This window comes from Cupriavidus sp. F041, from assembly GCF_057814235.1.
In genome coordinates this window covers 70,887-96,943 of sequence record NZ_JBVASY010000005.1, presented here as the reverse complement: position 1 = coordinate 96,943, position 26,057 = coordinate 70,887, and the positions used below count along the sequence as shown (strand labels likewise).

Annotated in this window: 19 protein-coding genes and 9 pseudogenes; 14 read left to right on the top strand and 14 right to left on the bottom strand. The window is 62.6% G+C overall.

Going from position 1 to position 26,057, the window contains the following annotated elements:
- Positions 1-112 precede the first annotated feature (112 nt).
- Positions 113-1,852 carry an IS1634 family transposase gene (locus tag ACZY0R_RS43240; RefSeq protein WP_488857056.1) on the top strand — a complete coding sequence of 580 codons (1,740 nt, stop codon included), beginning with the start codon at positions 113-115 and terminating at the stop codon, positions 1,850-1,852.
- Between the two features lie 127 nt (positions 1,853-1,979).
- On the opposite strand, the gene ACZY0R_RS43235 is transcribed toward ACZY0R_RS43240, so the two are convergent.
- Positions 1,980-2,588 carry a DUF5131 family protein gene (locus tag ACZY0R_RS43235; protein ID WP_488868047.1) on the bottom strand — a complete coding sequence of 203 codons (609 nt, stop codon included), beginning with the start codon at positions 2,586-2,588 and terminating at the stop codon, positions 1,980-1,982.
- Positions 2,589-2,934: 346 nt separating this feature from the next.
- Here ACZY0R_RS43235 and ACZY0R_RS43230 point away from each other — a divergent pair.
- A pseudogene (locus ACZY0R_RS43230) lies at positions 2,935-3,140 on the top strand (IS110 family transposase); the annotation flags it as partial.
- Positions 3,141-3,368: 228 nt separating this feature from the next.
- On the opposite strand, the gene ACZY0R_RS43225 reads toward ACZY0R_RS43230, so the two are convergent.
- The 4 genes from ACZY0R_RS43225 to ACZY0R_RS43210 all read right to left on the bottom strand — a co-directional run bounded on the left by ACZY0R_RS43225 (position 3,369) and on the right by ACZY0R_RS43210 (position 5,771).
- Positions 3,369-3,878, bottom strand: a complete 510-nt coding sequence (locus ACZY0R_RS43225; RefSeq protein WP_488867964.1) for a DUF1993 domain-containing protein — start codon at positions 3,876-3,878, stop codon at positions 3,369-3,371.
- Between the two features lie 448 nt (positions 3,879-4,326).
- Positions 4,327-4,701, bottom strand: coding sequence for a PHA-granule associated protein 4 (locus tag ACZY0R_RS43220; protein WP_488867962.1), 375 nt, complete (start codon positions 4,699-4,701; stop codon positions 4,327-4,329).
- A gap of 108 nt (positions 4,702-4,809) precedes the next feature.
- Positions 4,810-4,935, bottom strand: a complete 126-nt coding sequence (locus ACZY0R_RS43215; RefSeq protein ID WP_488867960.1) for a hypothetical protein — start codon at positions 4,933-4,935, stop codon at positions 4,810-4,812.
- Positions 4,936-5,186: 251 nt separating this feature from the next.
- Positions 5,187-5,771 (bottom strand): hypothetical protein, encoded by a 585-nt coding sequence (locus tag ACZY0R_RS43210; RefSeq protein ID WP_488867958.1) that lies wholly within the window; start codon positions 5,769-5,771, stop codon positions 5,187-5,189.
- A gap of 224 nt (positions 5,772-5,995) precedes the next feature.
- On the opposite strand from ACZY0R_RS43210, the pseudogene amrS (ACZY0R_RS43205) reads away from it, so the two are divergent.
- The 5 genes and pseudogenes from amrS (ACZY0R_RS43205) to ACZY0R_RS43185 all read left to right on the top strand — a co-directional run.
- Positions 5,996-6,412: pseudogene (gene amrS, locus ACZY0R_RS43205) on the top strand (AmmeMemoRadiSam system radical SAM enzyme); the annotation flags it as partial.
- A 46-nt stretch (positions 6,413-6,458) separates the two neighbouring features.
- On the top strand, positions 6,459-7,073 hold the full coding sequence (amrS, locus tag ACZY0R_RS43200; RefSeq protein WP_488867956.1) for an AmmeMemoRadiSam system radical SAM enzyme: 615 nt from the start codon (positions 6,459-6,461) through the stop codon (positions 7,071-7,073).
- Positions 7,074-7,934: 861 nt separating this feature from the next.
- On the top strand, positions 7,935-8,630 hold the full coding sequence (locus ACZY0R_RS43195; RefSeq protein ID WP_488868045.1) for an ABC transporter ATP-binding protein: 696 nt from the start codon (positions 7,935-7,937) through the stop codon (positions 8,628-8,630).
- 3 nt (positions 8,631-8,633) lie between these two features.
- The gene (locus tag ACZY0R_RS43190; RefSeq protein ID WP_488867954.1) at positions 8,634-11,159 is read left to right on the top strand and encodes an FtsX-like permease family protein; all 2,526 of its coding nucleotides are present in this window, start codon (positions 8,634-8,636) and stop codon (positions 11,157-11,159) included.
- Positions 11,156-12,232, top strand: coding sequence for a lipocalin-like domain-containing protein (locus tag ACZY0R_RS43185; RefSeq protein WP_488867952.1), 1,077 nt, complete (start codon positions 11,156-11,158; stop codon positions 12,230-12,232). The genes ACZY0R_RS43190 and ACZY0R_RS43185 overlap by 4 nt, the downstream gene beginning before the upstream one ends.
- Before the next feature lie 95 nt (positions 12,233-12,327).
- On the opposite strand, the gene ACZY0R_RS43180 is transcribed toward ACZY0R_RS43185, so the two are convergent.
- Positions 12,328-12,852, bottom strand: coding sequence for an MBL fold metallo-hydrolase (locus tag ACZY0R_RS43180; RefSeq protein ID WP_488867950.1), 525 nt, complete (start codon positions 12,850-12,852; stop codon positions 12,328-12,330).
- 480 nt (positions 12,853-13,332) lie between these two features.
- On the opposite strand from ACZY0R_RS43180, the gene ACZY0R_RS43175 reads away from it, so the two are divergent.
- The 3 genes and pseudogenes from ACZY0R_RS43175 to ACZY0R_RS43165 all read left to right on the top strand — a co-directional run.
- On the top strand, positions 13,333-13,557 hold the full coding sequence (locus ACZY0R_RS43175; protein ID WP_488867948.1) for a hypothetical protein: 225 nt from the start codon (positions 13,333-13,335) through the stop codon (positions 13,555-13,557).
- A gap of 150 nt (positions 13,558-13,707) precedes the next feature.
- Complete coding sequence (locus ACZY0R_RS43170; protein ID WP_488867946.1) at positions 13,708-13,962, top strand: hypothetical protein; 255 nt, start codon at positions 13,708-13,710, stop codon at positions 13,960-13,962.
- Between the two features lie 224 nt (positions 13,963-14,186).
- A pseudogene (locus ACZY0R_RS43165) lies at positions 14,187-14,312 on the top strand (IS6 family transposase); the annotation flags it as partial.
- Positions 14,313-14,654: 342 nt separating this feature from the next.
- Here the strand turns inward: ACZY0R_RS43165 and ACZY0R_RS43160 are convergent.
- Both ACZY0R_RS43160 and ACZY0R_RS43155 read right to left on the bottom strand, forming a co-directional pair.
- Positions 14,655-15,994, bottom strand: a pseudogene (locus ACZY0R_RS43160) (IS110 family RNA-guided transposase).
- A 295-nt stretch (positions 15,995-16,289) separates the two neighbouring features.
- Positions 16,290-17,294: pseudogene (locus ACZY0R_RS43155) on the bottom strand (IS110 family RNA-guided transposase); the annotation flags it as partial.
- A gap of 90 nt (positions 17,295-17,384) precedes the next feature.
- Between ACZY0R_RS43155 and ACZY0R_RS43150 the strand changes: the two are divergent.
- Entirely contained in the window at positions 17,385-18,446 is a 1,062-nt protein-coding gene (locus ACZY0R_RS43150) for an IS110 family RNA-guided transposase (protein WP_488867944.1), read from the top strand.
- Between the two features lie 321 nt (positions 18,447-18,767).
- Here ACZY0R_RS43150 and ACZY0R_RS43145 read toward each other — a convergent pair.
- The 3 genes and pseudogenes from ACZY0R_RS43145 to ACZY0R_RS43135 form a co-directional block, all read right to left on the bottom strand.
- Positions 18,768-19,097, bottom strand: a pseudogene (locus ACZY0R_RS43145) (IS110 family transposase); the annotation flags it as partial.
- Between the two features lie 265 nt (positions 19,098-19,362).
- Positions 19,363-19,551 (bottom strand): annotated as a pseudogene (locus ACZY0R_RS43140) (IS6 family transposase); the annotation flags it as partial.
- A gap of 137 nt (positions 19,552-19,688) precedes the next feature.
- Positions 19,689-20,591: a M28 family peptidase gene (locus ACZY0R_RS43135; protein ID WP_488867942.1), complete on the bottom strand. Its 903-nt coding sequence runs from the start codon at positions 20,589-20,591 to the stop codon at positions 19,689-19,691.
- A gap of 705 nt (positions 20,592-21,296) precedes the next feature.
- Between ACZY0R_RS43135 and ACZY0R_RS43130 the strand changes: the two genes are divergently transcribed.
- Positions 21,297-21,875, top strand: a complete 579-nt coding sequence (locus tag ACZY0R_RS43130) for an elongation factor P (RefSeq protein ID WP_488867940.1) — start codon at positions 21,297-21,299, stop codon at positions 21,873-21,875.
- Between the two features lie 208 nt (positions 21,876-22,083).
- On the opposite strand, the gene ACZY0R_RS43125 is transcribed toward ACZY0R_RS43130, so the two are convergent.
- Positions 22,084-22,521, bottom strand: a complete 438-nt coding sequence (locus tag ACZY0R_RS43125) for a universal stress protein (RefSeq protein ID WP_488867938.1) — start codon at positions 22,519-22,521, stop codon at positions 22,084-22,086.
- A 492-nt stretch (positions 22,522-23,013) separates the two neighbouring features.
- Positions 23,014-23,301: a GYD domain-containing protein gene (locus tag ACZY0R_RS43120; protein WP_006161436.1), complete on the bottom strand. Its 288-nt coding sequence runs from the start codon at positions 23,299-23,301 to the stop codon at positions 23,014-23,016.
- A gap of 333 nt (positions 23,302-23,634) precedes the next feature.
- Between ACZY0R_RS43120 and ACZY0R_RS43115 the strand changes: the two are divergent.
- Both ACZY0R_RS43115 and ACZY0R_RS43110 read left to right on the top strand, forming a co-directional pair.
- Positions 23,635-24,623: pseudogene (locus ACZY0R_RS43115) on the top strand (IS110 family RNA-guided transposase).
- A gap of 451 nt (positions 24,624-25,074) precedes the next feature.
- Positions 25,075-25,362, top strand: a pseudogene (locus tag ACZY0R_RS43110) (IS6 family transposase); the annotation flags it as partial.
- 287 nt (positions 25,363-25,649) lie between these two features.
- Here ACZY0R_RS43110 and ACZY0R_RS43105 read toward each other — a convergent pair.
- Positions 25,650-26,051: an avidin/streptavidin family protein gene (locus ACZY0R_RS43105; protein WP_045239538.1), complete on the bottom strand. Its 402-nt coding sequence runs from the start codon at positions 26,049-26,051 to the stop codon at positions 25,650-25,652.
- Positions 26,052-26,057: the final 6 nt, after the last annotated feature.

Genomic DNA, 26,057 nt, shown 5'->3' with positions numbered 1-26,057 from the left:
CCGGAACCCGCGCCACCGTTGGGTTTCGGCTATTTTTTGGGGTGCATATGTACCCATGTAAATACATTATATTAGCCTTGTTTTTTGCTGAATATGTCCAATAATGGTGTTCATGTATATCGAACACGTCCCCAACCGCAATTCCCCGCCGGCGATCCTGCTGCGCGAGTCCTATCGCGAAGGCAACAAGGTCAAGAAACGCACCCTGGCGAATTTGTCCGCACTGCCGCCCGAGGTGATCGAGGGCTTGAAGGTCTTGCTGCGCGGCGGGGCGGCCGTGGCCTCGGCCGATGAGGCCCTGGTGATCGAGCGCAGTCTGCCGCACGGCCATGTGGCCGCCGCGCTCGGTACGGCCCGCGCCTGTGGCGCGCAACACTGGTTCGCGGCGGCGCCGGGCCGCGTGCCATCCCTGGTCATGGCGCTGCTGGTGGCACGCCTGATTTCGCCCGCCTCCAAGCTGGCCACGCACCGCATGCTGCAGCAAGAGACCGCGGCCCATTCGCTGTCGCGCATGCTCGGCATCGGCGATGTGGAGCCCGAGGAGTTGTACGCCGCGCTGGACTGGCTGGGAGAGGCCCAGGAAGCCATCGAGAAGCGCCTGGCGAAGCAGCATCTGGCTGGTGGCACCCTGGTGCTCTATGACCTCACTTCCACCTGGCTGACCGGGCGCTGCTGCGACCTGGCGGCCTACGGCTACAGCCGCGATGGCAAGCGTCACGAGCCGCAGATCGTGTTCGGTCTGGTCTGTACGCCGCAAGGGTGTCCGGTGGCGGTCGAAGTCTTCGCCGGCAACACTGCCGATCCGAGCACGGTGGCGTCTCAGGTGGAGAAGCTCAAAGACCGTTTCGGCATCGAGAAGCTCGCCTGGGTAGGGGACCGGGGGATGCTGACGCAAGCCCGTATCGACACGCTGTTGCGCCCGGCAGGACTGGACTGGGTGAGTAGCCTGCGCGCCCCGCAGGTAGCTGAACTCGCCCGCGAACAAGGCCCCTTTCAGCCCTCGCTGTTCGATGAACGCAACCTCATCGAACTCACCAGCGAAACGTTTCCTGGCGAGCGACTGGTGGTGTGCCGCAATCCGCTGCTGGCCGACGAACGGGCCAGGAAACGCGAGGCGCTGTTGCAGGCCACCGAACAGGAGCTCAACAAGATTGCCGAGGCCACCACGCGCGCGCGCAACCGGCTCAAGGGCACGGAGGCGATTGCCCTGCGCGTGGGCCGGGTCATCGAGCGCTTCAAGATGGCCAAGCACTTCGAACTGACCATCACCGACACCAGCTTTGCCTGGGCGCGCAAGACGCTACAGATCGAGCAAGAGGCGGCACTCGATGGCCTGTATGTGGTGCGCACGAGTTTGCCGGCAGCGCAACTGTCAGCCGAGGCGGCCGTGTCGGCCTACAAGGGCTTGGCGGCGGTCGAGCGAGCGTTTCGTTCGCTCAAGACCATGGACTTGCACGTGCGCCCCGTATTCCATTGGAATGCCGAGCGCGTGCGTGCTCATGTCTTTCTGTGCATGCTGGCCTACTACGTCGAATGGCACATGCGCGAAAAATTAAAACCGATGCTCTTTGACGATGAATACATCGAGCTAGCGCGCGCTTCCCGTGCCTCGCCCGTGGCCAAGGCACGGCGTTCGGAACAGGCGAAAGCCAAGGACGCCACCAAGCGCACCGAGGATGATCTGCCGGTCCACAGCTTGCGCACGTTGCTCGGTGATCTGGCCACGCTCACCTACAACATCTGCCACACGCCGCTGAATCCGGACGCCAAGATCATCATGACCACGCGGCCAACGCCCCTTCAGGACCGCGCCTTCCGCCTCCTGGGCATCAGCCCGGCAGCCCTGCCGTAGCACCTGTACCCAGTCAGCCCTCGCTACGCACTCGCATAACCGCGTGAAATCAACACCTTACGCTGGCCTGAACTCAAAGTTAGGGCTAGGGCGCGGCGCGACGGGTTCCAGGGGGTCTTCGGGCCGGTCATGCTGCGCTCCTTGGGTATCCGTCGTGCTGCACGCCGTCGAGCAGGCGGCCGGCGGCCTTCTTGCCGGACATCTGCATCCACGTGGGCGTGTGCCCGTTGACCGAAGTGAGGAACGCATCGTTCTCGCCAGCGGTATTGATCCGCACCCGCGCGACACGTGGCCGCTCATCAATCAGATAGCCCCAGGCCTCCGGCCCTCGCGGCACCCACTCGCTCCATTGCTTGAACAGGAAGGGCACGCCAGCGGCGATGCATTGGTCACGCAGGCTTCGCGCCCAGTCCGGATGCATCGGCCGCGCGCTGGCGCCGCTCTCGCCGCCGACGATCACGCAGTCGATACCCTGGGGAATGCCACTCGCGTGGCCGTGCCGGTTGATGTGCTGCGGGAAGCCGACGGCGCGGGCGGGCAGCCGCAGGTCCACCGGCCCCAGCAGCGGCTCCATGCTCAGGAGGCGCACGCGCGCCGGCACGGCCAGCAGCTTCGGGATGTCGCGGTCGGCTTCCTCCTGGTCGCAGATGGTTGCGCCGATCCAGACGTTGAGCAAGGACACATCTGCCCATTCGGTGAGGCCATGCGACAACTCGCCGAGGGCTTCGTCCAGCATCGCGTGCGCGTTGGTTAGCACCTCCGAGGACATGTTCGATGTCTGGTTCCAGATCGAAGGTCCAATGAAGCCGCCGGGCGCCGCAACACGATCAGCCCTGCCGGCCTTACTGCGCCAAGTCCCGTAGGAGTCAGGCTTACGCCGGCGCCGCGCACAGGTAGGCGCAGAACGACCGCGCCAGCTCCACATCCGATAACCGTGTCCGGATGGGGTTATGCCAAGAGACGGTCTTATACACTGCAGCGCAGTGCACAGGGCTTTTTGGTTAGCGGATCGCGGCCGGTCGCCACAAGGCCATCTTGAGGCACCGGCCGCGATCCGCTAACCAAAAAATCCTCCGCAAGGGGACAAACCGCGTGCCAATACCGCTGTCGCCCATAAACTTGCGCGGATGGTGTACTTCATGCTGACCCGCGGCGAAGCCTTCGTCGACCAGGGTCAGCAGCACTATGAAGAGAGCAGCAGCGCCAGCGCAGTATTGCCGCCCTCAAACGCCGTGCCGCGGCCCTCGGGTTTCAGGTCAATCCGGTAGAGGTGGCCGCATGGTGTTGAGCTCAACATCTAGGATTGAGGTCGGGGTTGTAGGCGGGGAGGACGGCCATCGGCACACCGCCCCGCGAGTGCTGTCCTGGTAGTCTCGCACGATGCGGCTCTTGTGCTGTGCTGCGTCGTCCCAGACGATGAGCACGCGATGCTTGATGTGTTTGCGCAGCGCCTTGAAGAAGCGACAACCACGCAAGCTTACAGCGAGCCGCCGCTCTTCCCGAAAGGAAGGGAGTCTTAGTACGTACCCATATAGTCACGCTTGCCAACTTCCACGCCGTTATGGCGCAGGATCGCGTACGTGGTGGTGACATGGAAGTAGAATTGCGGAAGCCCGTAGCTCAGCAGGTACGACTGGCCAGTGAATTTCTTCTCCTTTGGCGTGCCCGGGCGCGTGATGATTTGACGCTCCTCGTTGCCATCGATTTGTGCCGGCGTGAAGCCTTCAATGAAAGACAGGGTTTTGCTGATAAGCGCTTGCAGGTCCGCAAAAGTCTGTTCGTTGTCCTCGTACTTGGGAACTTCCACACTGGCAAGGCGTGCAGATACGCCCCTGGCGAAATCGGCGGCAATCTGCACCTGGCGGATCAAGGGCAACATGTCAGGAAACAGGCGGGCTTGCAGTATTGCGTTGGGATCGATGTTCTTCGTAACAGCATGCTCTGCCGTCTTGGTCAGAATCGCGCTCACGCTGTTAAGCATTTGCTTGAAGAGCGGAACAGAGGTGGCGTACAGGGAAATGGCCATGGAACTTCCTTTAGGTGAATGTGACGCGATTATAGCCAGGAACCGAAGGGCCCTACCTGTGTCGACTCGCCACACCTCCGTCATTGCCGAGAGCGCGGGGTTGGGCTCAAATCGGGTGGCACCTCAGATGAGGGCTAAGATCTGCACGGGCCGGAAGGCGACTGCGTTATCTTCTACGCCAACGTCCCAATCCGAGTCTCTGAATCCCTCTCATATGACCGTCTTTGCGATATTCCCGAGCCCGCCCGTACGCTCTTTGAGCACAACATCCGGTACTCGACGTGTCCAGTAGTCGCTGGCGAGCCTGAGCCAATGGGCTGCGCGCACGCCTCGGTATGGGAGGACTTCCTCGATGGCGCTCGTCTCCACGCGTCGGCTGGCTAATAGAGCATAGGTACACTCGTAACTCTGGTCGATTGCCAACCCGACAGCTGAGTCTTACGCAGCGCTACTCCGCCAAAATCGCATCCACTTCTCGCAGCAAATGTCCAGCCAGGATGTAGTCTCCCAGCGTCGCCGCCTTTGCCTCGAAGCGCGCCAACTCACCTGCGTCCAGCGCGTCGAGCTCAAACTGGCAGTACAAGTTGCGCTGCCGGAACGTTGTTTTCGGTCGCATCAGCCCAGCAACCAGCGCCGCCAGTGAGTTGACAGCAATACTTTCGTGGCCGCGGTATTGCACCCGCACGCCAGCCTTTTCCCCGAGTCTGCCGAGTTCAATCGCATCTTGCCAACCGGACTCATAGTCTAGTTCGAGCACAGCCACTCCCGCAGCTTCCAGAAGGCGCAGTGCCTCACCCTTGCTTCCAGCACGAACTGTTGTCATTTCCGGGCTCCCGCAACTGCACAATCAAACATCCACGCCAGTCGAGCGCCACCGGGGGAGTCCTTGTCGCAATCCCTTGGGCGTCGTGCCGCGGACATTGTAAGCGGACTATGTTGCAATCAACGTGGGCGATCTCCTGCAGGCAGGTTGCACATCGGTCACATTTGCAGCCAACCGCTGCAGCAGCGCAGTGATGGGGGTGTCGTCGATGTCAAGCTGGATCAAGTTGGCCATTTGTTGGCCCTCCTAGTTTCGTCTATAGTGGGGGCTGTCGCCGTGACGACAGAAAGTCGCCGGGCTGTACGCTGTGGCCGTGGTTTCGCCTCCCGTTTCCACGGCCGCTACATGAGGGACACCGGATAGGGCTAGGGCCTGAGTTCCGGGATGGCGCCCCTCCACGGCGGCCCTTCCTAGATCACTTGCCCCATCAGCACCTGGTAGCGCTTCTGGTTGGCCAGGTCCCCCGTTTCCGCCACCCCAACCGTTCATACCGCATTGCGCACCAGCTTCTGGCAGCGCGTCTCTTCCCGCGTCTGCTGAGCGAAGTCGACGCGCACCACCACCACCTTGGCCTTCGGGCCGGCCGTGTCCGCAAACACATAAACAAGGGCCGGGTCCTCTAGGTCCCACAGCACCGCCTGGGGCGCGGGCCAGCCGCCGAGGCAGGTCGAGCAATCGAAAGCGCCCAGCCGCGGGCCGCCTTGGTATCGCGCGCCAGGTGCAGCAGCTCGGCGTCGCGCAGGGCCAGCGCGGCGGTTTCGGGGCGCACGCCCAGCCCCTTGAGGTGCCCCAGCACTTCTGGCTTCAAGGCACCAACCACGCGCTAGGTGTTGTTGGCGCGGCCGGCGGCGATCGCCTCTGCCGCCCCAGGTGCGGAGCTCGCCAGCGATCTGGGGCAACATCAGGCGCAGCGCGGCGTCCATGGCGCGAGCCCCCAGCTCAGGGTCGGCAAATTCCACCTTGCGCGCCAGGATCAACGTGAACTGTTCGAGCGCCGCCGCATTTGCGTTGTAGCTGAAGCCAGCACACGGGTAGAAGGTGATCGGCTTGCCGTTCTGGACGACGCGCATGCCGGTCACCTTGGTGCGGTAGAAGTCGCTTGAGCCGAGCCTGGCCTGAATCGCGTATCCTGTTCCGCGGCGACGTACGTCAAGCCAGTCAATGGGGCGGGTGCAGACTGGATCAGTTCGATAGATAATTACGAAATGCTAGCTTGTCACTTTGGATACACGCTAGCGATCCACCCGACACGGCCCCCAGTTTTCTTGGACCAGCCGTCAGCGCTGCCACTGCCATGAAGGAAGCTCTTTACCCCGGCCGTTACTGGCATTTCCTGGATGATGGACGTATCCAGTGTGACCTGTGTCCGCGCAACTGTCGCCTGCACGTGGACCAGCGCGGCGCCTGCTTCGTGCGCCAGCGGGTCGGTGATCAGATGATCCTTACCGCCTATGGCCGGTCATCGGGTTTCTGCATCGATCCGATCGAGAAGAAACCGCTCAACCACTTCTACCCTGGCACCAGTGTCCTGTCCTTCGGCACGGCGGGCTGCAACCTGGCGTGCAAGTTCTGTCAAAACTGGGACATCAGCAAATCGCGCGAGATGGAGACGCTCGCCGACGCAGCCAAGCCCGAAGCGATCGGCGAGGCGGCAGCGGCCTATGGCTGCAAAAGCGTGGCCTTCACCTACAACGACCCGGTGATCTTCGCCGAATACGCCATGGACGTGGCCGACGCCTGCCACGAGCGGGGGCATTATGACGGTGGCGGTGACCGCCGGCTACATGGGCGCGGAAGCCCGGCGCGACTTCTACGTCAAGATGGATGCGGCGAACGTCGACTTGAAGGCCTTCACCGACGAATTTTATTTCATGCTCACCGGGGCTCGCTTGCAGCCGGTATTGGAGACGCTCAAGTATCTGAAGCATGAGACCGATGTCTGGCTCGAAATCACGACGCTGCTCATTCCCGGCAGGAACGACAGCAATGACGAAATTCGCGCCGAGGCGCAGTGGATCGCGAAGGAACTTGGCAGCGACGTACCGCTGCACTTCACGGCGTTCCATCCCGACTACAAGATGACCGATGTGCCGCCGACGCCGTCCTCCACGCTTGCCCGCGCGCGCGCGATCGCGCTTGCGGAAGGACTGCAATACGTCTACACCGGTAACGTCCATGACGCCGACGGTGCCACTACCTACTGCCCAGCCTGTCGCACGCCGCTCATCGTGCGCGACTGGCATGACATCGAAAGTTATCGGCTGGCTCACGGAGGCACCTGTCCCGACTGCTTCGCGACGATTGCGGGGCGGTTCCAACAGTTCGACCGCCAGTTCGGGCGCCGGCGAATTCCAATTCGCATCGGGATGTAGACCCTCCGGCAACAGGTTCCAAACGCGCTGTGATCACGAATGCTGCGTGAGCGTTCGCGTACAGCGCTCGCTCTTCGGCGAGCGTGTGCTCAGGTATCTGGACTGCGCGATGCGCAGAAATATATCTTCGTGCCCCTTGCCGCCGAAGGCGATGGGATCGTCTCGTTGCTGCCGTTGCTGGCGCTTCTCGAATACGCCTATGAAATCCTGCGGACCCAGGGTCTGATACTCAAGGCCGGGACCAACGGTGATCGCACTATGCGACCGGCCGGCTGCCGGCGAAGGCATCGACCGGAGGCATCCTGCGATATTTGGGAGGACGGTGCCGTTGTCCTGGAGGCCGGCGCTGTAGGCACCACGTATCCCACGCCGGACGAGGCTAAAGCAGCAGCTCATGGATGGGCTAGGCGCATTGGGTAGATAGCAGCGGCTGAATTTGCCGTGCCATCTGGCTTGCCTATCTCGCGTGCTAGTTAAGTCTAATCCACCGACGGCAGCCTGCACGTGTGAACCAGCTTAACTGCCCTGGCCGCTCTCGAGGCTCCTCCGCGAACCCGCCCCGTAATTCCTGATGTGAGGGACTGACAGGGGGGGCGCGGGTACGTGGCAGTGTGCGCGGTTTCGCGGGAACGTCCACTCGGGTTTCTCGACGAGAAAAAAACTGCCCACGGCGCGCGTACGAAACAGGCAAATAGTCGACGCATAGGGTTTCTCCCTTCGACCTGCACGTATAAACTGGACTTACCACGCAGAACCAGCACCCACGCCCACGCCGCGCTGGTCGAACCGGTATGCCGGGCAGTGCTCGAACTGGTGTCGTTGGCTTGCGGTGGATGCGTGCGTCGCGAGGTTGACAATGTTGTGCTGACGCTCACAGACATCTCCAAAAGCTACGATGGCGCCCGCCCGCGCAAGGTGCTGCACGGAGTCAGTCTTGCGCTAGATGCCGGCGAGTATGTCGCTATCATGGGCGAATCAGGCGCGGGCAAGTCAACTCTGCTCCACCTGATCGCAGGCCTGGATCGGCCCGACAGTGGTCGCATCCTGTTCGACGGGCAGGATCTGGCTACGCTGGACGACGATGCCGCAACCTTGCTGAGGCGGCGGAAGCTAGGGTTCGTGTTCCAGGCCTTCCACGTGCTGCCGAATCTAAGTGCGGGGCAGAACGTGGCGCTGCCGCTGCTGTTGAACGGCCTTGAGCGCGAAGAGGCGTCGGCGCGCGTTGCCGAGATGCTCGCTGCGGTGGGACTTGACGGGCGCGAGGACAGTCTGCCGCGCGAGCTTTCCGGCGGCGAGCTGCAGCGGGTGGCGATTGCGCGAGCCCTGGTACACCGGCCAATGCTGCTGCTGGCAGATGAGCCGACCGGCAACCTTGATCACGAGACGGCTGCGCGCGTGCTAAGGCTGCTGCGCGAGTTGGTCAACGCAAACGGCGCGGCCGCGATTATCGTCACGCACTCGGCAGTGGCTGCGGCAGCGGCGGATCGCGTCTTGCAGTTGACGCCAAGCGGATTGGCGCCGCCGGGGCCGCTGCCGCCCATGAGCGCGCCCAGCTAAGCCATGCGAACTCCCCACTCACTCGGCCTCGCGCTACTCCTGGGCGAATTGCGCGCCCATCCGTGGCGGGCCATGGTCGGCATCCTGGCCGTGGCGATCGGTGTGGCAATGGGCTATGGCGTGCATCTTGTCAACCACGCCGCGCTCGCGGAGTTCTCCCAGGCAGTGCGCTCGTTGATGGGGAATGCTGATCTGGAGATCCGCGGGCCGCGCATGGGATTCGACGAATCGCTGTATCCGCGCATCGCGCGCCTGCCAGAGGTGGCGGCGGCCAGCCCAGTGGTGGAGGTCGATGCGTGGGTGCCGGAGCGCACCGGCGCACTGAAACTGCTCGGCATCGATGTGTTTCGGGCGGCCCCGGTGACGCCCAATCTGATTGGGGGGGCTGTCGAAGAGCGTGCGGGCAACCTCGATCTTCTCGATCCCGATGTCGTGTTTCTTTCGCCGGCAGCGCTAAATTGGCTCGATCTCAAGCCAGGGGATCGGCTCACCGTGCAAGTCGGGCTCACCATGCTTGCGCTGCGTATCGCCGGCACTCTGCCGGCGGCGGGCGAGGGATTGCGCCTCGGCGTGATGGATATCGGCGCGGCGCAGTGGCGCCTAGATCGGCTTGGTCTGCTGCAGCGGATTGACGTCAAGCTCAGGCCGGGAGTGGACGCCGGCATCTTCGCACAAGTGCTGGCTCCGCTTCTGTCGCCTGGTGTGGCGGCGGATACGCCGCAGGACAACGTGCGCCGAAGCTCCAGCCTGTCGCGCGCCTATCGGGTGAACCTGAATGTGCTGGCACTGGTGGCTTTGTTCACCGGTGCCTTCCTGGTATTCACGATGCAGGCTGTTTCGGTATTGCGGCGGCGCTCGCAACTTGCACTGCTGCGCGCATTGGGTGTGACGCGTAGTGGTCTGCTGCGGCTACTTTTGGCTGAAGGCGCAGCTCAAGGCGCGCTCGGCGCGATGCTCGGCCTGGCGCTAGGCTTCGCGCTCGCCGCCGCAATGCTCAGGTACGCGGGCGGGGATCTGGGCGGTGGCTACTTTGAAGGTGTGCAGCCGAAGATCCGCTTCGAAGCGCTGGCGGCGCTGACCTTCTTCGCGCTCGGCCTATCGGCGGCTGTGCTTGGCAGTCTCGCACCGGCATGGGAAGCAGCCCGCACGCGCCCGGCGCAGGCTCTCAAGGCGGGCGACGAGGAGACACCGCTCAAGCGGCTACGCTCGCCGTGGGCCGGGCTTGCGGCGATCGCGGCCGGGCTCACGTTGACGCAGCTCCGGCCAGTGGCAGATCTGCCGCTCTTCGCTTATGCGGCGATCGCGCTGCTGTTGGTGGGCGTCATTCTGCTGATGCCACGGCTGGCGCATCTTGTGTTCGGCTTGCTGCCCTCATCGCGACAGGCTGTGCCGCAGCTTGCCCTGACACAACTCGCCGGCGCACCGGGCCGCGCGTCCATCGCCCTGGCCGGCATCGTCGCCAGCTTCAGCCTGATGGCCGCGATGGCGATCATGGTGTCCAGCTTCCGCTTCTCTGTCGACGATTGGCTGCACAACATTCTGCCGGCGGACCTCTATATGCGCGCTTCCTCAAGCGGCGACAGCGCGTATTTCTCGCTCGACGACCAAGAGGCCATTGCCACCACCCGCGGCGTTGCGCGTGCCGAGTTTCTGCGCGCAAGCCAGATTCTGCTCGCCCCCCGGAGTCCCGCGGTTACGGTCATCGCCAAGCCAATCGATGCGCGCAATCCTGGCGCGCGGCTGCCGCTGACGGCTGCGCCGGTCGCGCCGCAGCCGGGTGATCCGCCGGCGGTATGGGTCAGTGAGGCGATGGTCGACCTGTACGGCTTCCGCCCGGGCCAACATATCACGCTGCCGCTGCAGGGCCGCCCCGTCACCTTCCTGGTCGGCGGAGTGTGGCGCGATTACGCACGGCAATATGGAACGGTCGTGATCAGCCAGGACGATTATCGACGGCTCACGGACGATTGGCGCGTCACCGACGTCGCCTTGTGGCTAGCGCCGGGCACTGGTCTGGCGCCAGCCACAGAGCGGCTGCGCCAGCGCGTCGCCGGCGGTGAACACATCGCATTCGCTGAGCCCCGCGAGATTCGCACCGTCACGCTGAGAATCTTCGACCGCAGCTTCGCGGTGACCTACCTGCTGGAGGGCATAGCCGTTGTGATCGGCCTAGTCGGCATCGGCGCGAGCTTCAGCGCGCAGGCGTTGGCGCGCTCGCGCGAATTCGGCATGCTGCGGCACCTGGGCGTCATGCGTTGGCAGATCGGCGCGATGCTGGCGCTTGAGGGCACATTGCTCGCGCTGCTTGGCGTGGCAGCCGGTCTTGCGGTGGGATGGGTCATCGCGATGATCCTGGTTCACGTTGTCAACCCGCAGTCGTTCCACTGGACCATGACCTTGCATATGCCTTGGGCATTCCTGACGCAGGTGGCAACTGCGGTGGTGGCGGCAGCCTCCCTCGCCGCGCTGGCGAGCGGGCGACAGGCGATGTCGGAGAGTGCCGTGCGCGCGGTGCAGGAGGATTGGTGAACAAGCGCTCATTCCTGCTGTGGTTGCCGTGCTCCGCCGTGGCGGCAGCGGTCTTGGGCGCTACGCCGACTTATCCGCCGGTTGGCGCAGGCCGAACCCTAATCTTCCCGCGCGACCACGGCGCGCACCCCGACTATCGTACCGAATGGTGGTATGCCACCGGCTGGCTCCAGACCCAGACGGGAGCGCCGCTCGGCTTCCAGGTAACGTTCTTCCGATCGCGACCGCAGATCGATCAAGCTAACCCAAGCCGCTTCGCGCCGCAGCAACTCCTGTTCGCCAATGTGGCCCTGAGCGATCCAGGAGCGGGGAAGCTACAGCACGACCAGCGCGCCGCGCGCAGCGGCTTTGGTTTGGCGGTTGCGAGTACCGTCGACACCGATGTATACATCGACAGCTGGACACTGCGTCGAGAAGCGTCAGGGAGCTATCGTGCCAGACTTCCCACACGGGATTTCACGCTTGAACTTACAATACAGCCGACGCAGCCGTTGTTGCTCCATGGTGAGCGGGGTTACAGCCGCAAAGGCCCACTGGCGACTCAGGCAAGCTATTACTACAGCCAGCCGCAACTTAAGGTGAGCGGCACATTGAAGCGGCGCGGCCAACAGGAGATAGTGCAGGGAACCGCTTGGCTGGATCACGAATGGTCGTCGACGTTGCTGGCTGACGTGGCCGTCGGCTGGGACTGGATCGGCGTCAACCTTGATGACGGCAGCGCATTGATGGCTTTCCAGATCCGGGACAAGGCAGGGCGCAAATTTTGGGGGGGCGGCACGCTGCGCGGCTCCGATGGTCGCGTGCGGCTACTTGCTCCCGAAAATGTGAATTTCATGGCGCTGCGACTCTGGCGCTCGCCTCGTACCGGCACTGACTATCCAGTGGCTTTGCGGCTAAATGCAGGCAATCTCACGCTCGAACTTGCGCCGCTGATGGATGACCAGGAGCTCGACAGCCGTGCGAGCACCGGCGCCGTCTATTGGGAGGGTGCGGTGACCGCACTGCGGGGGGGCAAGCCGGTCGGGCGCGGCTACCTCGAACTAACCGGGTATTTCCGGCGCCTTGACCTTTGAGTTCGATGAGCGCGAGGCCCAGCACAGCTTCGTTCGCTTCGCTGCCCTTGCTGCGACTGAGCCATCGCGACGTCCCTCAGATCACCATGAGGTCTTTACCGAGGATGATCTCGCCGCCAAAGTGCTGGCGCGCCTCGGCCGACCACAACTCGTCGGTGATCGCCGCCGGGCACGAAGTGACTTAGCACCAGCGTCTTGACCCCGGCTGCCGCAGCCACCTTGCCGACTGGCGCGGTGGTGGTGTGGCTCTTGACCAGGTGGTCGAGCAGCGTCGGGGCGTTGTCGATGGTCCTCATCAGCTTTTCAAGCGCCGGTAAGTACATCACTTCGTGCACCAGTACATCGGCGCCTTTCGCGAGCTTCATCAGGTTCTCGTCGTACGTGGTGTCGCCCGAGAACACAACTGAACGGTTCTTGGTGTCGAAGCGATAGGCGAAGGCGGGCTTGATCGTGTAGTGGTTGACCAGAGTCGCTGTGACGCGAACCTTGTCGTCTTCCATCACCAGGCGCGGGCCCTCGAATTCGTGCACGTTGATAAGCGGCTGCAGCGGCGGGCGGCCTTCCTCTCTGATGCGCACCTCGATGTCGATCGCGTTCATGTCGATGAAGTCATCCATCATCTTGCCAATGCGCGGAGGGCCGTAAAGATGCACCGGCGTCGCCAGGCCAGTGGCCCATTCGCTATGACGCGGGAAAGAAGGTAGTCGGCCGCAAACGACATATCGGGGTGGATACAGATGGCAGGCTTTCCAGTTCTTTACAAACGTGGTCGCGCTCGGCTTGCAGTCGTGGATGCCGTCCTATCTGTTGCAAGTCCACCGTATCGATCTGCTGCATATCGGAATCGCATCGGTCGTGCCCTATCTGCTGGCCTTCTACAGGCTTAACTATGTCGGCTAGCTGCTGGACAAGGCCGGACAACGACGCGAGCGCCTCTTCCTGGCTACAGGGCGCACTGCTAAGCGCGAGCTTCCTCGCCCTGATGATCACCACCACTTCGCTGGGGTTGCTGGTCGCCTATTGGTCGCTCAGCTTGCTCTCGCATAACCTGGTCTATGCGACCGCCTTTTCAATTCCGCTCAAGCGGATGCCGGACGTAGATGGTCGGCAGCGCAACAGGCATCATGAACTTCGGCGGCCGACTCGCCGGAGCTATCGTACCAGCCGCGATGGGATTGCTGATTGCCCACTTCCAGCAGTCGTTCACACCGCCCTTTATCTTCCTGCTGGCCGAGGGCGTTATAGCGTTCCTGATCGTGCTCACCTTGAGCCCGGAGCCTGGGGAGCTTTCCGCATTGCCCCGGACCAGCCGTCCTTTAGATTGACGCAGTGGCTGCGAGGGAGCACGCTGGCGATCCGGCACCTGCGATTCGTCGAGCTGCTGCGTCTGCAAGCTTGCTTTGATGCGCGTTGACTCTGGGCAACTTGACACGCGGCGCAGGTGCTAGGCTTCTCTCAGATACTTGGAGATTCACATGCACGAAGGAGAGCGGTCTTACAAAGGGTTCAAGGTCAGGCTTGTCATGCCCGACGCCACCAATGCTGGTGAACACTATGGCCGGGTGCAGATTTCGGGCCCGGATCTGAGTGTGAGCGTTCGATTTACGCCGGACTGGCTTCAGCCGCCCAAAACGGCTGAGGAAGCAGAAGCCTGGCTCTTTGCCTATGCAGCTGGCGTCATTGACTGTGAGCTAGCTGGTGGCTTTGGAATGGATCTCAGAAACGAGTAGATTCCTAAGTGGAGTCTCCTTGACTCCACACCGTCACTCTGGCACCGGCGTGCTGGGACCTACGTCCGCTTTAGTTGCGCATGCGGCGCAATCAGTGCCAGAAGTTTCATGCCACGGCACCGCTCGCTCTTCTCGCCGAGCAGGACGCGCTCGCGCGGGCTCTGGTGCAAATGGGAGGGGCCGGTGGGTTACGCTCGGGTTTTTGACAAGCGCGAGCCTGAGACATCGACTGGTTGTTCAACGGGCGGCACTTCGACCGCAAAGTCATCGTCCCGTGCGTGCGTTGGTACCAGCGTTACAAGCTCAGCCTTCGAGACCTCGTTGAAATGATGGCCGAGCGCGGCCTGTCGCAGTCGTCCGAGAAGGGCCCCGAGTCGGCTGGCACTTTTCTCTCCCCGTCCGTACGGGCCTTTTTGGCGGGCGCCTCAGTCCTATGGCATGGGCGACCCCGGTGGAGCTGCAGCAGCGCATCGCGTATGAGGTCAGGTTGGAAGCCGCCTTGGCGGTGTGCCAGTAGCTTCGCGTTTCTCGAAGGGCCTATGATAAAGCTACGTTTTTGTCGGTGCCGCTTCCTACCATGCTGAAGGTCAGCTTCCATCAGCCGGGCCGGCTTTGTCAAATTAACGCAAATGGATGGGACGGCAGCAAAAGCTGATGAGGGCTCATGAGAAACAAATGGGAACGGCGGGTTTTTAGGGCGTTGGCGTTGGCGTTGGGGTTGGGGTTGGGGTGATTTGGAAGCCCAGCGTGGCGGCGCGGCGCCTGAGGGCGGCGATGCTGCGCTGGCGCTGCTGCTCTTCATAGTGCTGCTGGCCCCGATCGACGAAGGCTTCGCCGCGGGTCAGCATGAAGTAGACCATGCGCGCCAGCTTGTGGGCGACGGCGGTATTGGCGCGCGGCTTGTCCATGCGGGCACACAGGCGCCGATAGAACGCGCCGAGCGCCGAGCCGTTGCGCGACAGACTCATGGCGGCTAGCTTGAGTGCCTGGCGCACCCGATTGGTGGAACGCCGGGTACGCGCGGACAAGACCTTGCCGCCGCTGATCTTGGTGCCGGGGCACAGCCCCAGCCAGGAACAGAAGTGCTTGACGTTGGCAAGCGGCTCAAGTCAGGCCCTATCTCCGATAGCACCGTCAGCACCGAGGTGACGGCCAACCCGTTGATGCGGGTCAGGTCCGCGCCGGCCCATTTCGCCAGCGCGGTGCGCAAATCGAAGCTGGGCGTGTTCTTGCCGGCACGCTTGGCAGGCCCGGCCAGCTTGACGTCATGGTGCCCCAGCGGGGCCAGCAGCGACTCGAGCTTGGCGTCGCACTCGGTCACGCGCTGGCTCAGGCTGTCATACATGGCCAAGGCCTGTTGCAGCACGAACAGGTGCTCCTCGCGCCAGTTACCCGTCAGCGCCCGCTCGATATCGCGCTCGCTGGCCTTGACGCGCCCATGGCGATGCCGCGCCAGCACTTTGGGGTCACGCTCGCCCGTCACAATCGCCCGCACGATGGCCTGCCCGGTCATGCCCATCACGTCGCTGAGCACTTCGCTGAGCTGCAGGTTCATCTGCACCAGCGCCTTCTGCATGCGCTGCACCCAGTTGGCCTGCTCGGTGAGCAGCACTTCGCGCTGACGCACCACCGCGCGCACCACACAGACCTCATCGCCGAGGCGCCAGGCCGCCCGCAGCAGCCCCAGGCTCATCAGCTTTTGCAGCCACTGGCAGTCTTGCACGTCGCTCTTGCGTCCCGGCACGTATTTCATCTGCCGCGCATCGACCAGCCACACCGTCAGGCCGCGCCGCTCCAGCACCTCGTACACCGGGATCCAGTAGACCCCGGTCGACTCCAGGGCCACCGTGTCCACCCCGCATGCCAGCAGCCAATCCGCCAACGTGTGCAGGTCATCGGTCATCGTGCCGAATTCGCGCACCGGCTCGTCATCGGCCTTCCGAGGCACCGCTACCCAGTGGCTCGACGCCCCGATATCGATCCCCGCCGCGTTCGGAAACACCTCGTCGTCGTCTCGCTTGCGCATCGCCATCGCCTGCTCCAGAATCGTCAGTGAACGGCAGCGCCCTGGGAAACGTCGAAATTGACTCGATCTCATGAACGGGATGCGGCTCGCGCCGCTCACCACTGTCGCCGACGAATCCCGGACCATGCTCCTGCGCGGGCTCACTCCACGGCGTGCATGCCGCGAGCGCGCACCATTGGTCTGTCGGTCATCGCGGCGCTGCCGTTCACCGGTATAGCTCATCTCTGTTTCTCTGCCAACGCCGAGCCCGCCGCGGGGGGATTGGAATGCTCATGAGAAACAAATGGGGCAGCACGGTTTTTCAAGCCGGCTGAACGGCTTGGGTGATCTGGAAACCGAGGGCAGTCGCGCGGCGCCGGAGCGCGGCGACGGCGCGCTGGCGCTGCTGTTCTTCGTAGTGCTGCTGGCCCTGGTCGACGAAGGCTTCGCCGCGGGTCAGCATGAAGTACACCATCCGCGCGAGCTTATGGGCGACGGCGGTATTGGCGCGCGGCTTGTCCATGCGCGCGCACAGCCGCCGGTAGAACGCGCCGAGCGCGGAGTCGTTGCGCGACAGGCTCATCGCCGCCAGCTTCAGCGCCTGGCGCACCCGGTTGGTGGAGCGCCGGGTGCGCGCGCTGAGCACCTTACCGCCGCTGACTTTGGTGCCGGGAGACAGCCCCAGCCACGAGCAGAAGTGCTTGACGTTGGCAAAGCGTCCCAGATCCGGACCGATCTCCGAGAGAATCGTCATCACTGTGGTGACCGCCAGGCCGTTGATGCGCGTCAGGTCGACCCCAGCCCAGCGCGCCAAGGCGGTACGTGCATCAATCTCCGGGGTGTTCTTGCCGCGCCGCTTGCCCGGCCCGCCGAGTTCGACCTCGTGACGGCCCAGCGGCGCCAACAACGCCTCGATCTTCGCCTCGCACTCGAGCACCCGCTGCGCCAGACTGTCGACCATCGCCAAGGCCTGCCCGAGCACGAACAGGTGCTCCTCGCGCCAGTTGCCGCTCAGCGCACGCTCGATGTCGTGTTCGCTGGCTTTGACGCGCCCATGGCGATGCCGCGCCAGCGTTTTGGCGTCACGCTCGCCCGCCACAATCGCCCGCACGATGGCCTGCCCGGTCATGCCCATCACGTCGCTGAGCACCTCACTGAGTTGCAGGTTCATCTGCACCAGCGCCTTCTGCATGCGCTGCACCCAGTTGGCCTGCTCGGTGAGCAGCACCTCGCGCTGACGCACCACGGCGCGCACCACGCACACCTCGTCGCCGGGACGCCAGGCCGCCCGCAGCAGCCCCAGGCTCATCAGCTTCTGCAGCCACTGAATTGGTAAGGACCTCCCTGATCACCGGATCGGCACCGTCTGGTGACATCATGGGGGTGCTACACAACCTTCCATGGAAAGGGGGAAGTCATGGACAAGATTACTCGTGTCGGCGTGGATCTGGCGAAGAACGTCATGCAGATTCATGCGGTCGACAGCGCCGGGCGTGTCGTGGTACGTAAGGCGATTGCGCGCGAGCGATTCGTGAACTGGTTTGTCAATCTGGAACCGTGCCTGGTCGCGATGGAGGCCTGCAGCGCGGCGCACTACTGGGCACGCAAGCTGCGCGCGCTCGGACACGACGTGCGCCTGATTCCACCGCAGTTTGTCGCACCCTACCGCAAAGGCGGCGTTCACGTAAAGAACGACTCACTCGATGCCGAAGCGACCTGCGAAGCGGCGAGCCGCCCCCACATGCGCTTTGTGCCGGTCAAGTCACCCGCACAGCAGAGCGTGCTAGTGCTGCACCGCATGCGCACAGGATTTGTCGAAGAGCGTACCGCGCTGGTCAATCGATTGCGCGGGTTGCTGGCCGAGTTCGGCGTGTTCCTGCAGCAACGGATCGGCCAGTTGCGCAAGCATTTCGTCGACCAGGTTGAGGACGGCAACAATGAGCTGGCAGGGCCGGCGCGCCAAGCCTTGATGCGCGGCTGGGCACAATGGCAGGCGCTGGATGACGAAATCGCGTGGTTTGACAGGCAGATCGCCGAGCACGCCAGCCACGACCCGCAGGCGCAGCGTTGCATGGACGTGTGTGGCGTGGGCCGGCTGACGGCATCGGCCGCGGTCGCGACGGTGGTGGATGCCCGCCAGTTCAAAAACGGCCGGCAGATGGCCGCCTGGCTGGGCATCGTGCCCAGGCAGAAGAGCAGCGGCGGCAAGCAGCGGCTCGGGCGCATCACCAAACAAGGCAACGACTATCTGCGAACTCTGCTGTTTCAGGGCGCGCGATCGGCCATCCTCACTGCCCACCGGCGTCATGACCGGCTCTCGCACTGGATCGTCGAGCTCCAGGCTCGCGTGGGCTACTACAAGACCCTGGTCGCCGTAGCCAACAAGCACGCGCGTATCTTGTGGGCGGTGCTTGCCAAGGGGGAACGGTTCGATCGGTTTCACGCGCCCGCTCGCACTGGTGGGGCGGTGGGCGCGTGAAACCGTAAACGACATCACCACAAATTGACTTCGTACGAGGACGCAATCGACAAGGATAGCGACAGGTCAGACCGGCAGCGGGCGAACTCGAAGGACTGTAAGGCGCTACACGACATGTATTCGCCGTCCACTGGATGGAGTCCTGCTGCGCGGTTACTATCCGGGCCCGGGCGCGGTTGTGAAGGCGCCCAGCAAGGCCGTTTATAGGCATGCAGTCTGTCTCGCCGCCACCGTTGTCGTTGTAATCCTCACTGACCGATACAGGAATCAAACACATGAATCACTAAACCCAGCTTGCAAAAACGGGGGAGATCCTTATAGGCAGTCCTGCACGTCGCTCTTGCGCCCGGGCACGTACTTCATCTGCCGTGCATCGACCAGCCAGACCTTAAGCCCGCGTTGCTCCAGCACCTCGTACACGGGGATCCAGTACACCCCGGTCGACTCCAGTGCCACCGTGTCCACCCCGCAGCCCAGCAGCCAGTCGGCCAGGGCGTTGAGGTCGTCCGTCATCGCCCCGACTTCGCGAACCGGCTCGCAGCCGGCTTGCTCGGCCAGATGCCGCGGCACGGCCACCCAGTGGCTCGACGCCCCGATATCGATCCCCGCCGCGTTCGGGAACACCTCGTCGTCTCGCTTGCGCATTGCCATGGCTTGCTCCATCCTCGTTGATGAACGGCAGCGCCATGGGAAGCGTCGAATTCGACTCGATCTCTCAAACGGGATGCGGCTCACGCCGCTCACCACTGTCGCCGACGATTCCCGGACCAGGCTCAGAAGCGGGCTCACACCGTGGCGTCCGGTAACGCCACGGGCTCGCACCAATGACGTGTCGGTCATCGCGGCGCTGCCGTTCCCTTTATAGGGCAGAACCGTTTCTTCGCGAACGCCGGGCGCATGCATGGGCTTGGGATGCTCAGAAGGTGGTAGACGGATTTTGGGCGAGTTCAGTCAGGCGATGCCATGCCGCAAAGGGTGCAGCGAGCTGTTTGCGATAGAGCGAGGCGCGCAGCAAATGTCGCTTGAGAGCGAAGTGCTGCCGGATTGGGCCGGAGCTCGACAGGAAAGCCTGCGTGCGATCAGCTACATGGAAGCCGCGCATGCGATAGACTTCCCCGTTTTCCGGCACTTCGGTTCTGGCTTTTCAGAGAGGCTTCACAGTGGCCTGACTTTGTGCTTGGTCCGCAGCAACTATAGCTGTCGCGGCCGCACACGGCCGCAGTTGACCCTTTTTTTTGCGGCCTACGCCTTGCCAGGACTCGCGCCCCTCGGCCCCAGCGACGCGACGCTCGCGGCCAACCCGCGCGTCACCGCGGCCATGCGACCATAGTCGAGCGTCGCGGGGACATCGTGCGCGGTGTGGTAGTGCGGATTGCGCAGGTAGGCGGTGTCCGTCACCATGACGGCCGGATAGCCGTAGCGCCAGAAGGAAGAGTGATCGCTCAACGCGACTCCGGGCACCCACCACGGCAGCGCGGCTGCTTCGAGCGGAAAATTGGACGAGGCCTGGAACGCGTCGACGACCCATCGCAGTCGGCGCGCCGAGCGAAGATTGGAAACGAAGGCGATAAAGTTGCCGCGCGCTGGATAGAAGTAACGTAGCAGAGGCGGATACCTTTGGGTGCCAGGTTCGTCCTGGTAGTAGCCCAGCATCTCGAGCGAAAGCATCAGGCGAATGCAATCCCCGCGCACCCGCGCGGCTCTCGCGTACCTCAGGCTGCCCATGTCCCCGCGGAAGAAAAACGGCGCTTCCTCGTTCACGAACGCGACGCAGCGCACGGTGTACTGGGGCGAGAGGGCCTGAAGCATGCCCACGATCTCGAGCAGCGCGGCGACGCCGCTGGCGTTGTCATCGGCCCCGGGGCTGTTCCGCACGGTGTCGTAGTGCGCGCCCAGTACAATGATTTCGTCAGCCGGAACGCAGCCTACGAGCGCAACCTCGATATTGGCGCAGGGGACGCCTCGCACCTGATAGTCCTGACGCGTCACCGCACAGGCGCGCCTGGTCCATTGCTGCACGATATAGTCGGCTGCCGCGTGCAGCGCGTCCGGCCGGAACACGTTGCGTTCGCCGATGTCTCCGGCAAGAACCTTCACATGGCGCTCCAACGCCGCAGCCAGGTCGGGGACGTGCGCAGTCAGCATGCAATTCGCTCCCGAGACCGGCCAGGCGCCGAGATCGACGCATCAGCAGGATCGTTGCCAACTCGCCGGGCGTCGCCGTTTCTACTGCGCGGCCAACCGGGTTGGTGCAAAAAAAACATCTCCAGGCTTCCTTCGTCCCTGAATTCTCAACGCGTCACGACTTCCGGAACAAGTTAGCAGCGGCGTTCGTTGCATCGCCGAGATCGTGGACAACGGCGTGAGAATGAGCGTGCCTGGCCCGCAGAGACACGAGCCCGACAAATCCGGCCGCAACGAGAACATTATGCACTTCGGCAACGCCGCCAGCCACGGGAGAGACATTACCGCGGTGCTGAATGCGATACATGCAGAATACAAGTTGACGGACAAGTCGAAAGCGTCTCATGACCCCTTTTCCCGAGTTCTCCGACAGCGCATTTCGCCGCGCCGGTCGCCACGCGAATTCAGGCGCGGGACCGATTCACCAACCTTCGTGTGACGCGATGTCCGGAGGCACAGGGCGTGCATTTTGTGTTGATTCCGTAACGCAGTCAAGCTGACCTGATGCGGCCGAGGCCTGCATAGGGTGGGGCGCTCAGTGCCGCGATGGCCTGGTCCAAATCAGCCTGATTGCGTTGCCGTTGCCGTTGCCGCGGCCGGTTGTCGAAGCCCCGCCGCAGTGCTAGGCTGATACCGTCATCCTCCCGACCGGGCGGAGGCAAGCAAATGGTCGAAGCTTCCGGACTGAAGGCGGGCATGGTCATCATGCTCGACGGCGAACTCCACAGCGTCGCCAGCGCCGAGCACCACGCCGGCGGCGGGCAGCAGGGTGGCGCGGTGTTCGCCAAGGTCAAGAACCTGAAGACCAATCATGCCAAGGCATTGCGGCTACACCCGAGCGACAAGCTCGAGGACGTCGCGCTCGAACATAAGGAGATGGAATATCTATACACCGACGGCGTCGCCTTCTACTTCATGAATCCCGACACCTTCGACCAGATCAGTCTGCCCACGGTAACCATCGGCGCATACGAAAGGTTTCTCCAGCCCAATATGCGGATCCCGGTGCAGCTTTACGAGGGCGAGCCGGTCACTATCGCATTTCCCCCGGCTGTCGACTTGACAGTCGTCTCCACGCCGCCCGGGTTGCGCGAGCACGAAACCTCTACCTTCAAGACGGCCACGCTCGAGAACGGCATGGAGGTTCTCGTTCCCCAGTTCATCAAGGAGGGAGACACCGTGCGGATCGACGCCGCATCAGGGAAATACCTTGAGCGCGTCAGACGTGAGGCACGAAAGCCCTGACCGCTACAGCCTTTATCCAGGCTCTGTAACATCACACAGTTGAGATGTCCTGCCGGCGCTGTCGGGCCACGAGACCTCGAGGCTGCTTGAACATATGACGGCGTGAACCCAGCTCTGCGCGCATTTCTCTCGCTCCAAGGTGATCGTCCGGGACAGATCAGAATGGACACCATGCGCGGCATGGCTTTTTGGGATCCGGCTGCACCGGTTAGCGGTACACGAGGACCGGGATCGTACTATGGGTCAGGACTTTCTGGGTTTCGCTGCCGAGCAGCAGACCCTGCACGCCAGCTCGACCGTGCGAGGCCATGACAATGAGGTCGCAGTTCCGCTCCTCCACGGCGCGGATGATCGCCTCATAGGGGTGATCGCTTGTCACGTGGATCGTGTCGCATGGCACCCCCGCTTCCCTCGCGGCTTGCGCGATCTTCCCCAGGTAATGTTCCGCATGCTGTTCGGCTATCTGCGCGAACCGCTCCTGGGTATCCTCCAGCATGTCGACCCGATGGGTGAAGATGCGGTACTCCGGGATGGCGTGAAATCCCGTGATTTTGGCCTGGAATCCCTTAGCGAGCGTCACCGCCATCCGAATCGCGGCTTCGGAGAGCGGGGACCCATCGGTCGGCACCAAGAGATGCTTGAACATATATGTCTCCTCCCGGCAATGACCGTCTGCGTCGGCGTCCTGTCCGCAAATCACTTGTCTAACAGTCGTTTCCGACCGGAAGTGACGAGTTCTCCTATCGTGGCATATTGTTGCTAGCCGATCGGAGGAACGGGGTGGCATCGCTGATACCAGGCGGGCCATCGGACACGCAAGGCTTTGGACGCCAACACGCGTCAGCACAAAGTGGTGCTGCTAGGAGTTCATCCGCCCACGCGCATCCGAGAAGTCTTTCAGACACGTTAAATCGAATGCAACACTACCAAGCCAACTATAGGCGATGTCGGCAGACCGTGGCAATTTGCATAGGTAGGTCACCTCGCTCCTGCCCAGCGACCGACCGACTGCAAGCCGGGGGGCGGCGTATTCCCACGGACCGGACCATGTCACTGTAGGCGCTGCCCGCCGTTGATGGCGAGATCGGCTCCGGTCAGGAAGCCCGCTTCCCGCGCGCACAGATACGACCTGCGGCCGCTATAGCGTTGCGATGAACTGTTTCCACGGGGTCCCTTGTAGAGTCTCGGTGGTTGCATGTCCGTAGGCGCGAATGATTAATGCCGCCCTTTCGAGTTGCGCCAGGTCATTCGATTCAACGATGTCCACCACATCGAACCGACCGAGGGTGAGAAAGCTGTCTTTCCAGGTAACCGCAGGGCATTCGGCCTTGATCTTTTCCGCAACCGTGGCGGCGATCTGCTTCAGGTCCTTGGGCTCTTTGAACGCATCAGGGGATAAAGTGCTGAGGATGACATAGGTGGTCATGGAACACCTCCATACAAAACGGTTGACGGTCCGTTGGGCACGGGCTGACGCATGGGGACATTGTCTTTCCGCCGAGAGGGCGTATGCGTGTGCCTACTGATTATAGGTTTGCGGGGGCGGTTCCCCTTCGCAGGACACGAAGATGCTCAGCCCCCATGAAATCGTCGCCTTGATGCTTCAGTGCAAATGAGAATCTCGATTTGGACCCCGCTGACCTCAATACTCTAGTGTCGACGGCTCTGATAATCATATAGCCGGCCTCCCCTCCGTTTGGGTCGAACGGCTGGCGTAGAGTCGAGGTGCAAACACCGACGTGACGCACAGGAGGCCCGTATGAACAAGTTTAGTGGAATCGACCTGCACTCGAACAACAGTGTGGTTGTGGTCAGCGATGAAGCTGACCGGGTTATTTGCCAGCGGCGGTTACCAAACGATCCGGTCCAGATTCGGGCCGCGCTGGCACCGCACCGCGAAGAGCTGGTGGGGGGTGGGAATCGAAGCCACGTGCTGGTCGATGGCCTGATGAAAGATGGCTATCAAGTGCATCTGGCGAACCCCGCAGCGATCAAGCAGTACGAGGGGCTGAAATATAGTGCGGGACTTCGCGGATGCAGCCCATCTCGCACAACTCCTGCGTCTGGGGCTATTGCCAGAAGGCTACATTTATCCAGCAGAAGAACGTCTGGTGCGCGCGCATGCAACTGGTGCAGTGTCGAACGAAGATCCTCGCGATCGAGAACCTGTTCTCACGCCACACGGGTGGGCAGATGCGGGTTGAACGGGTCAAGCGATTGGATCAGACACAGGTCAGCGGATTCGGCTTTGCACCGGATGTAGCGCTCGCGATGCTGGCCAATCTGGCGGTGATGCAAACCTTGCAGGAGCAGATCGGAATCCTCGAGAAGCGACTCATGGAGCGGGTGAAACTGCAACCTGACTACGTGTTGCTGAACTCGGTGCCCGGCATTGGTCCGATTCTCGCAACGACGATCATGCTGGAAACCGGAACCATCTCGCGTTTCACCGAGGTTGGTGATTTCAGTTCGTACTGCCGCTGTGTGGACAGCCGGCGCGAAAGCAACAGCAGGAAGCAAGGCGAAGGCAACACAAAGAACGGCAACAAGTATCTGGCGTGGGCATTTGTCGAGGCGGCCAACTTCGCCATGCGCTCGTGCCCGGAAGCCAGGCGCTTTTACGAGCGCAAGAAACGCGCACGTAACGGGATTGTCGCGATCAAGGCGCCGGCGCACGAGCTGGCGCGCACCTCCTATCACATGCTTCGGGAGCACAAGCCATTTGACGTAACCCGCTGCTTTGGCTAAGAGGCGGTGCAAGGGGAACGAGCCCAATATCGCGACTGGTGAAAAGCCATGGCGCTGATAGGGTCTTCCCTTTGCCGCGCCTCCTGTTTGCAGATAACCGGGTCGCCTAGACAATGAGCCACGCTTGACTGACGTTGTGCAGGCAACAGCCACGGTTCTGAAACCCATTGGACCTTGTCTGGCACCAACGTTTCTCTGGGGCGGCACCGCCGCCAGGGCGATCGGCAATTCATCGCCGATCGCTTGATCCCGATGGGTGTCTGGTGCGATCCGGTTCGCAACCAGCCGCGAGAAAACGGATGCGATACCGCTCCCTGCAGGCAGCCGCGACAGGATAACGGAAGGGATTTCGCCGGATTGGCATGACGATGAAAATGATCATCGTCATGCCAATCCGGCGATGGGGAGAATTTGTACCTTGACTTCGGCCGACTAATGGGTGTCACGTTAGGCCGAGATCCCCGAGCTCGCGCGGGTCAAACACGTGTTCGTGAAGGCCAGCGCCCGCGTGAACAACCGCGCCGAAAACAGCCACCAGCCCACCCGTGAACGCGAGCGGCGCATGTGTGGCTTCCGCCTGCTTGAGCGCACGCAGGCTTTTCTCTCGATCTTCGGTCCCATCCGCCCACACTTTGCGCTCAAGCGACATCTGCTGCGCGCTTCGCTCTATCGAAAGCAGCTTGCCGCGCGGTTCGACTCGCGGCGTATTTTCACTGGCATCGCCCAAAAGCCGTTCGCTGCCTTGGGAGTAGTTAGGCCGCCTACCGAAGTTGCGGCCCGTGACCTTCAACGTGACAGCGCCGTTGCCAGGTGTATGCCGAGCGCCCGTTGATTTGCCGATTGTTCGGAACGACGCCACGACTGGCCTGCCCAAACGGAATCTGGCCGGAGGCGATGGTCGACCCGCATATAGAAAGGCAGATTCATCGCTTTTTCGTCGAAACGCGTCACGTACTGGTCTGAGGTAGCGGCCATCGAGACTGTGTTGAGCGGGCTGACGCGCGCCGACTGTGCGGCCGGCGGGCGTCATGGGGCCGGCCTAAACTCATCGGCACCCGCCATCACGGTTTTCCACTGGTGACCGGGCTTGACCTCATCGGGAACTGCCAGGACCATTTGCCAGAGTGTCAGAATACGTGCTTCCCCGTTATCAAGGACGCCATGGCCGACCCAGGTGGTAATGGATTCTCCCCAATTTACTGTAAAACAGATCAGATCACCGGCCACCGTTCCAGACAACTGCATCTCGGGCGTTGGCAAACCGGTCTCGCTCACTGCACTGGTATATGTGCCGGTAATCGTAGCAGCCGCGCTGACTACTATCCGCATGGCCGACCCCAACTCGTTGACCCAACGGCCATTGAAATCGACCTGCCTGCTGGGTGGCACCGTTTTGGTCGCGAAGAACGTCTGTTCGGCGTTTTTCATAGGGAT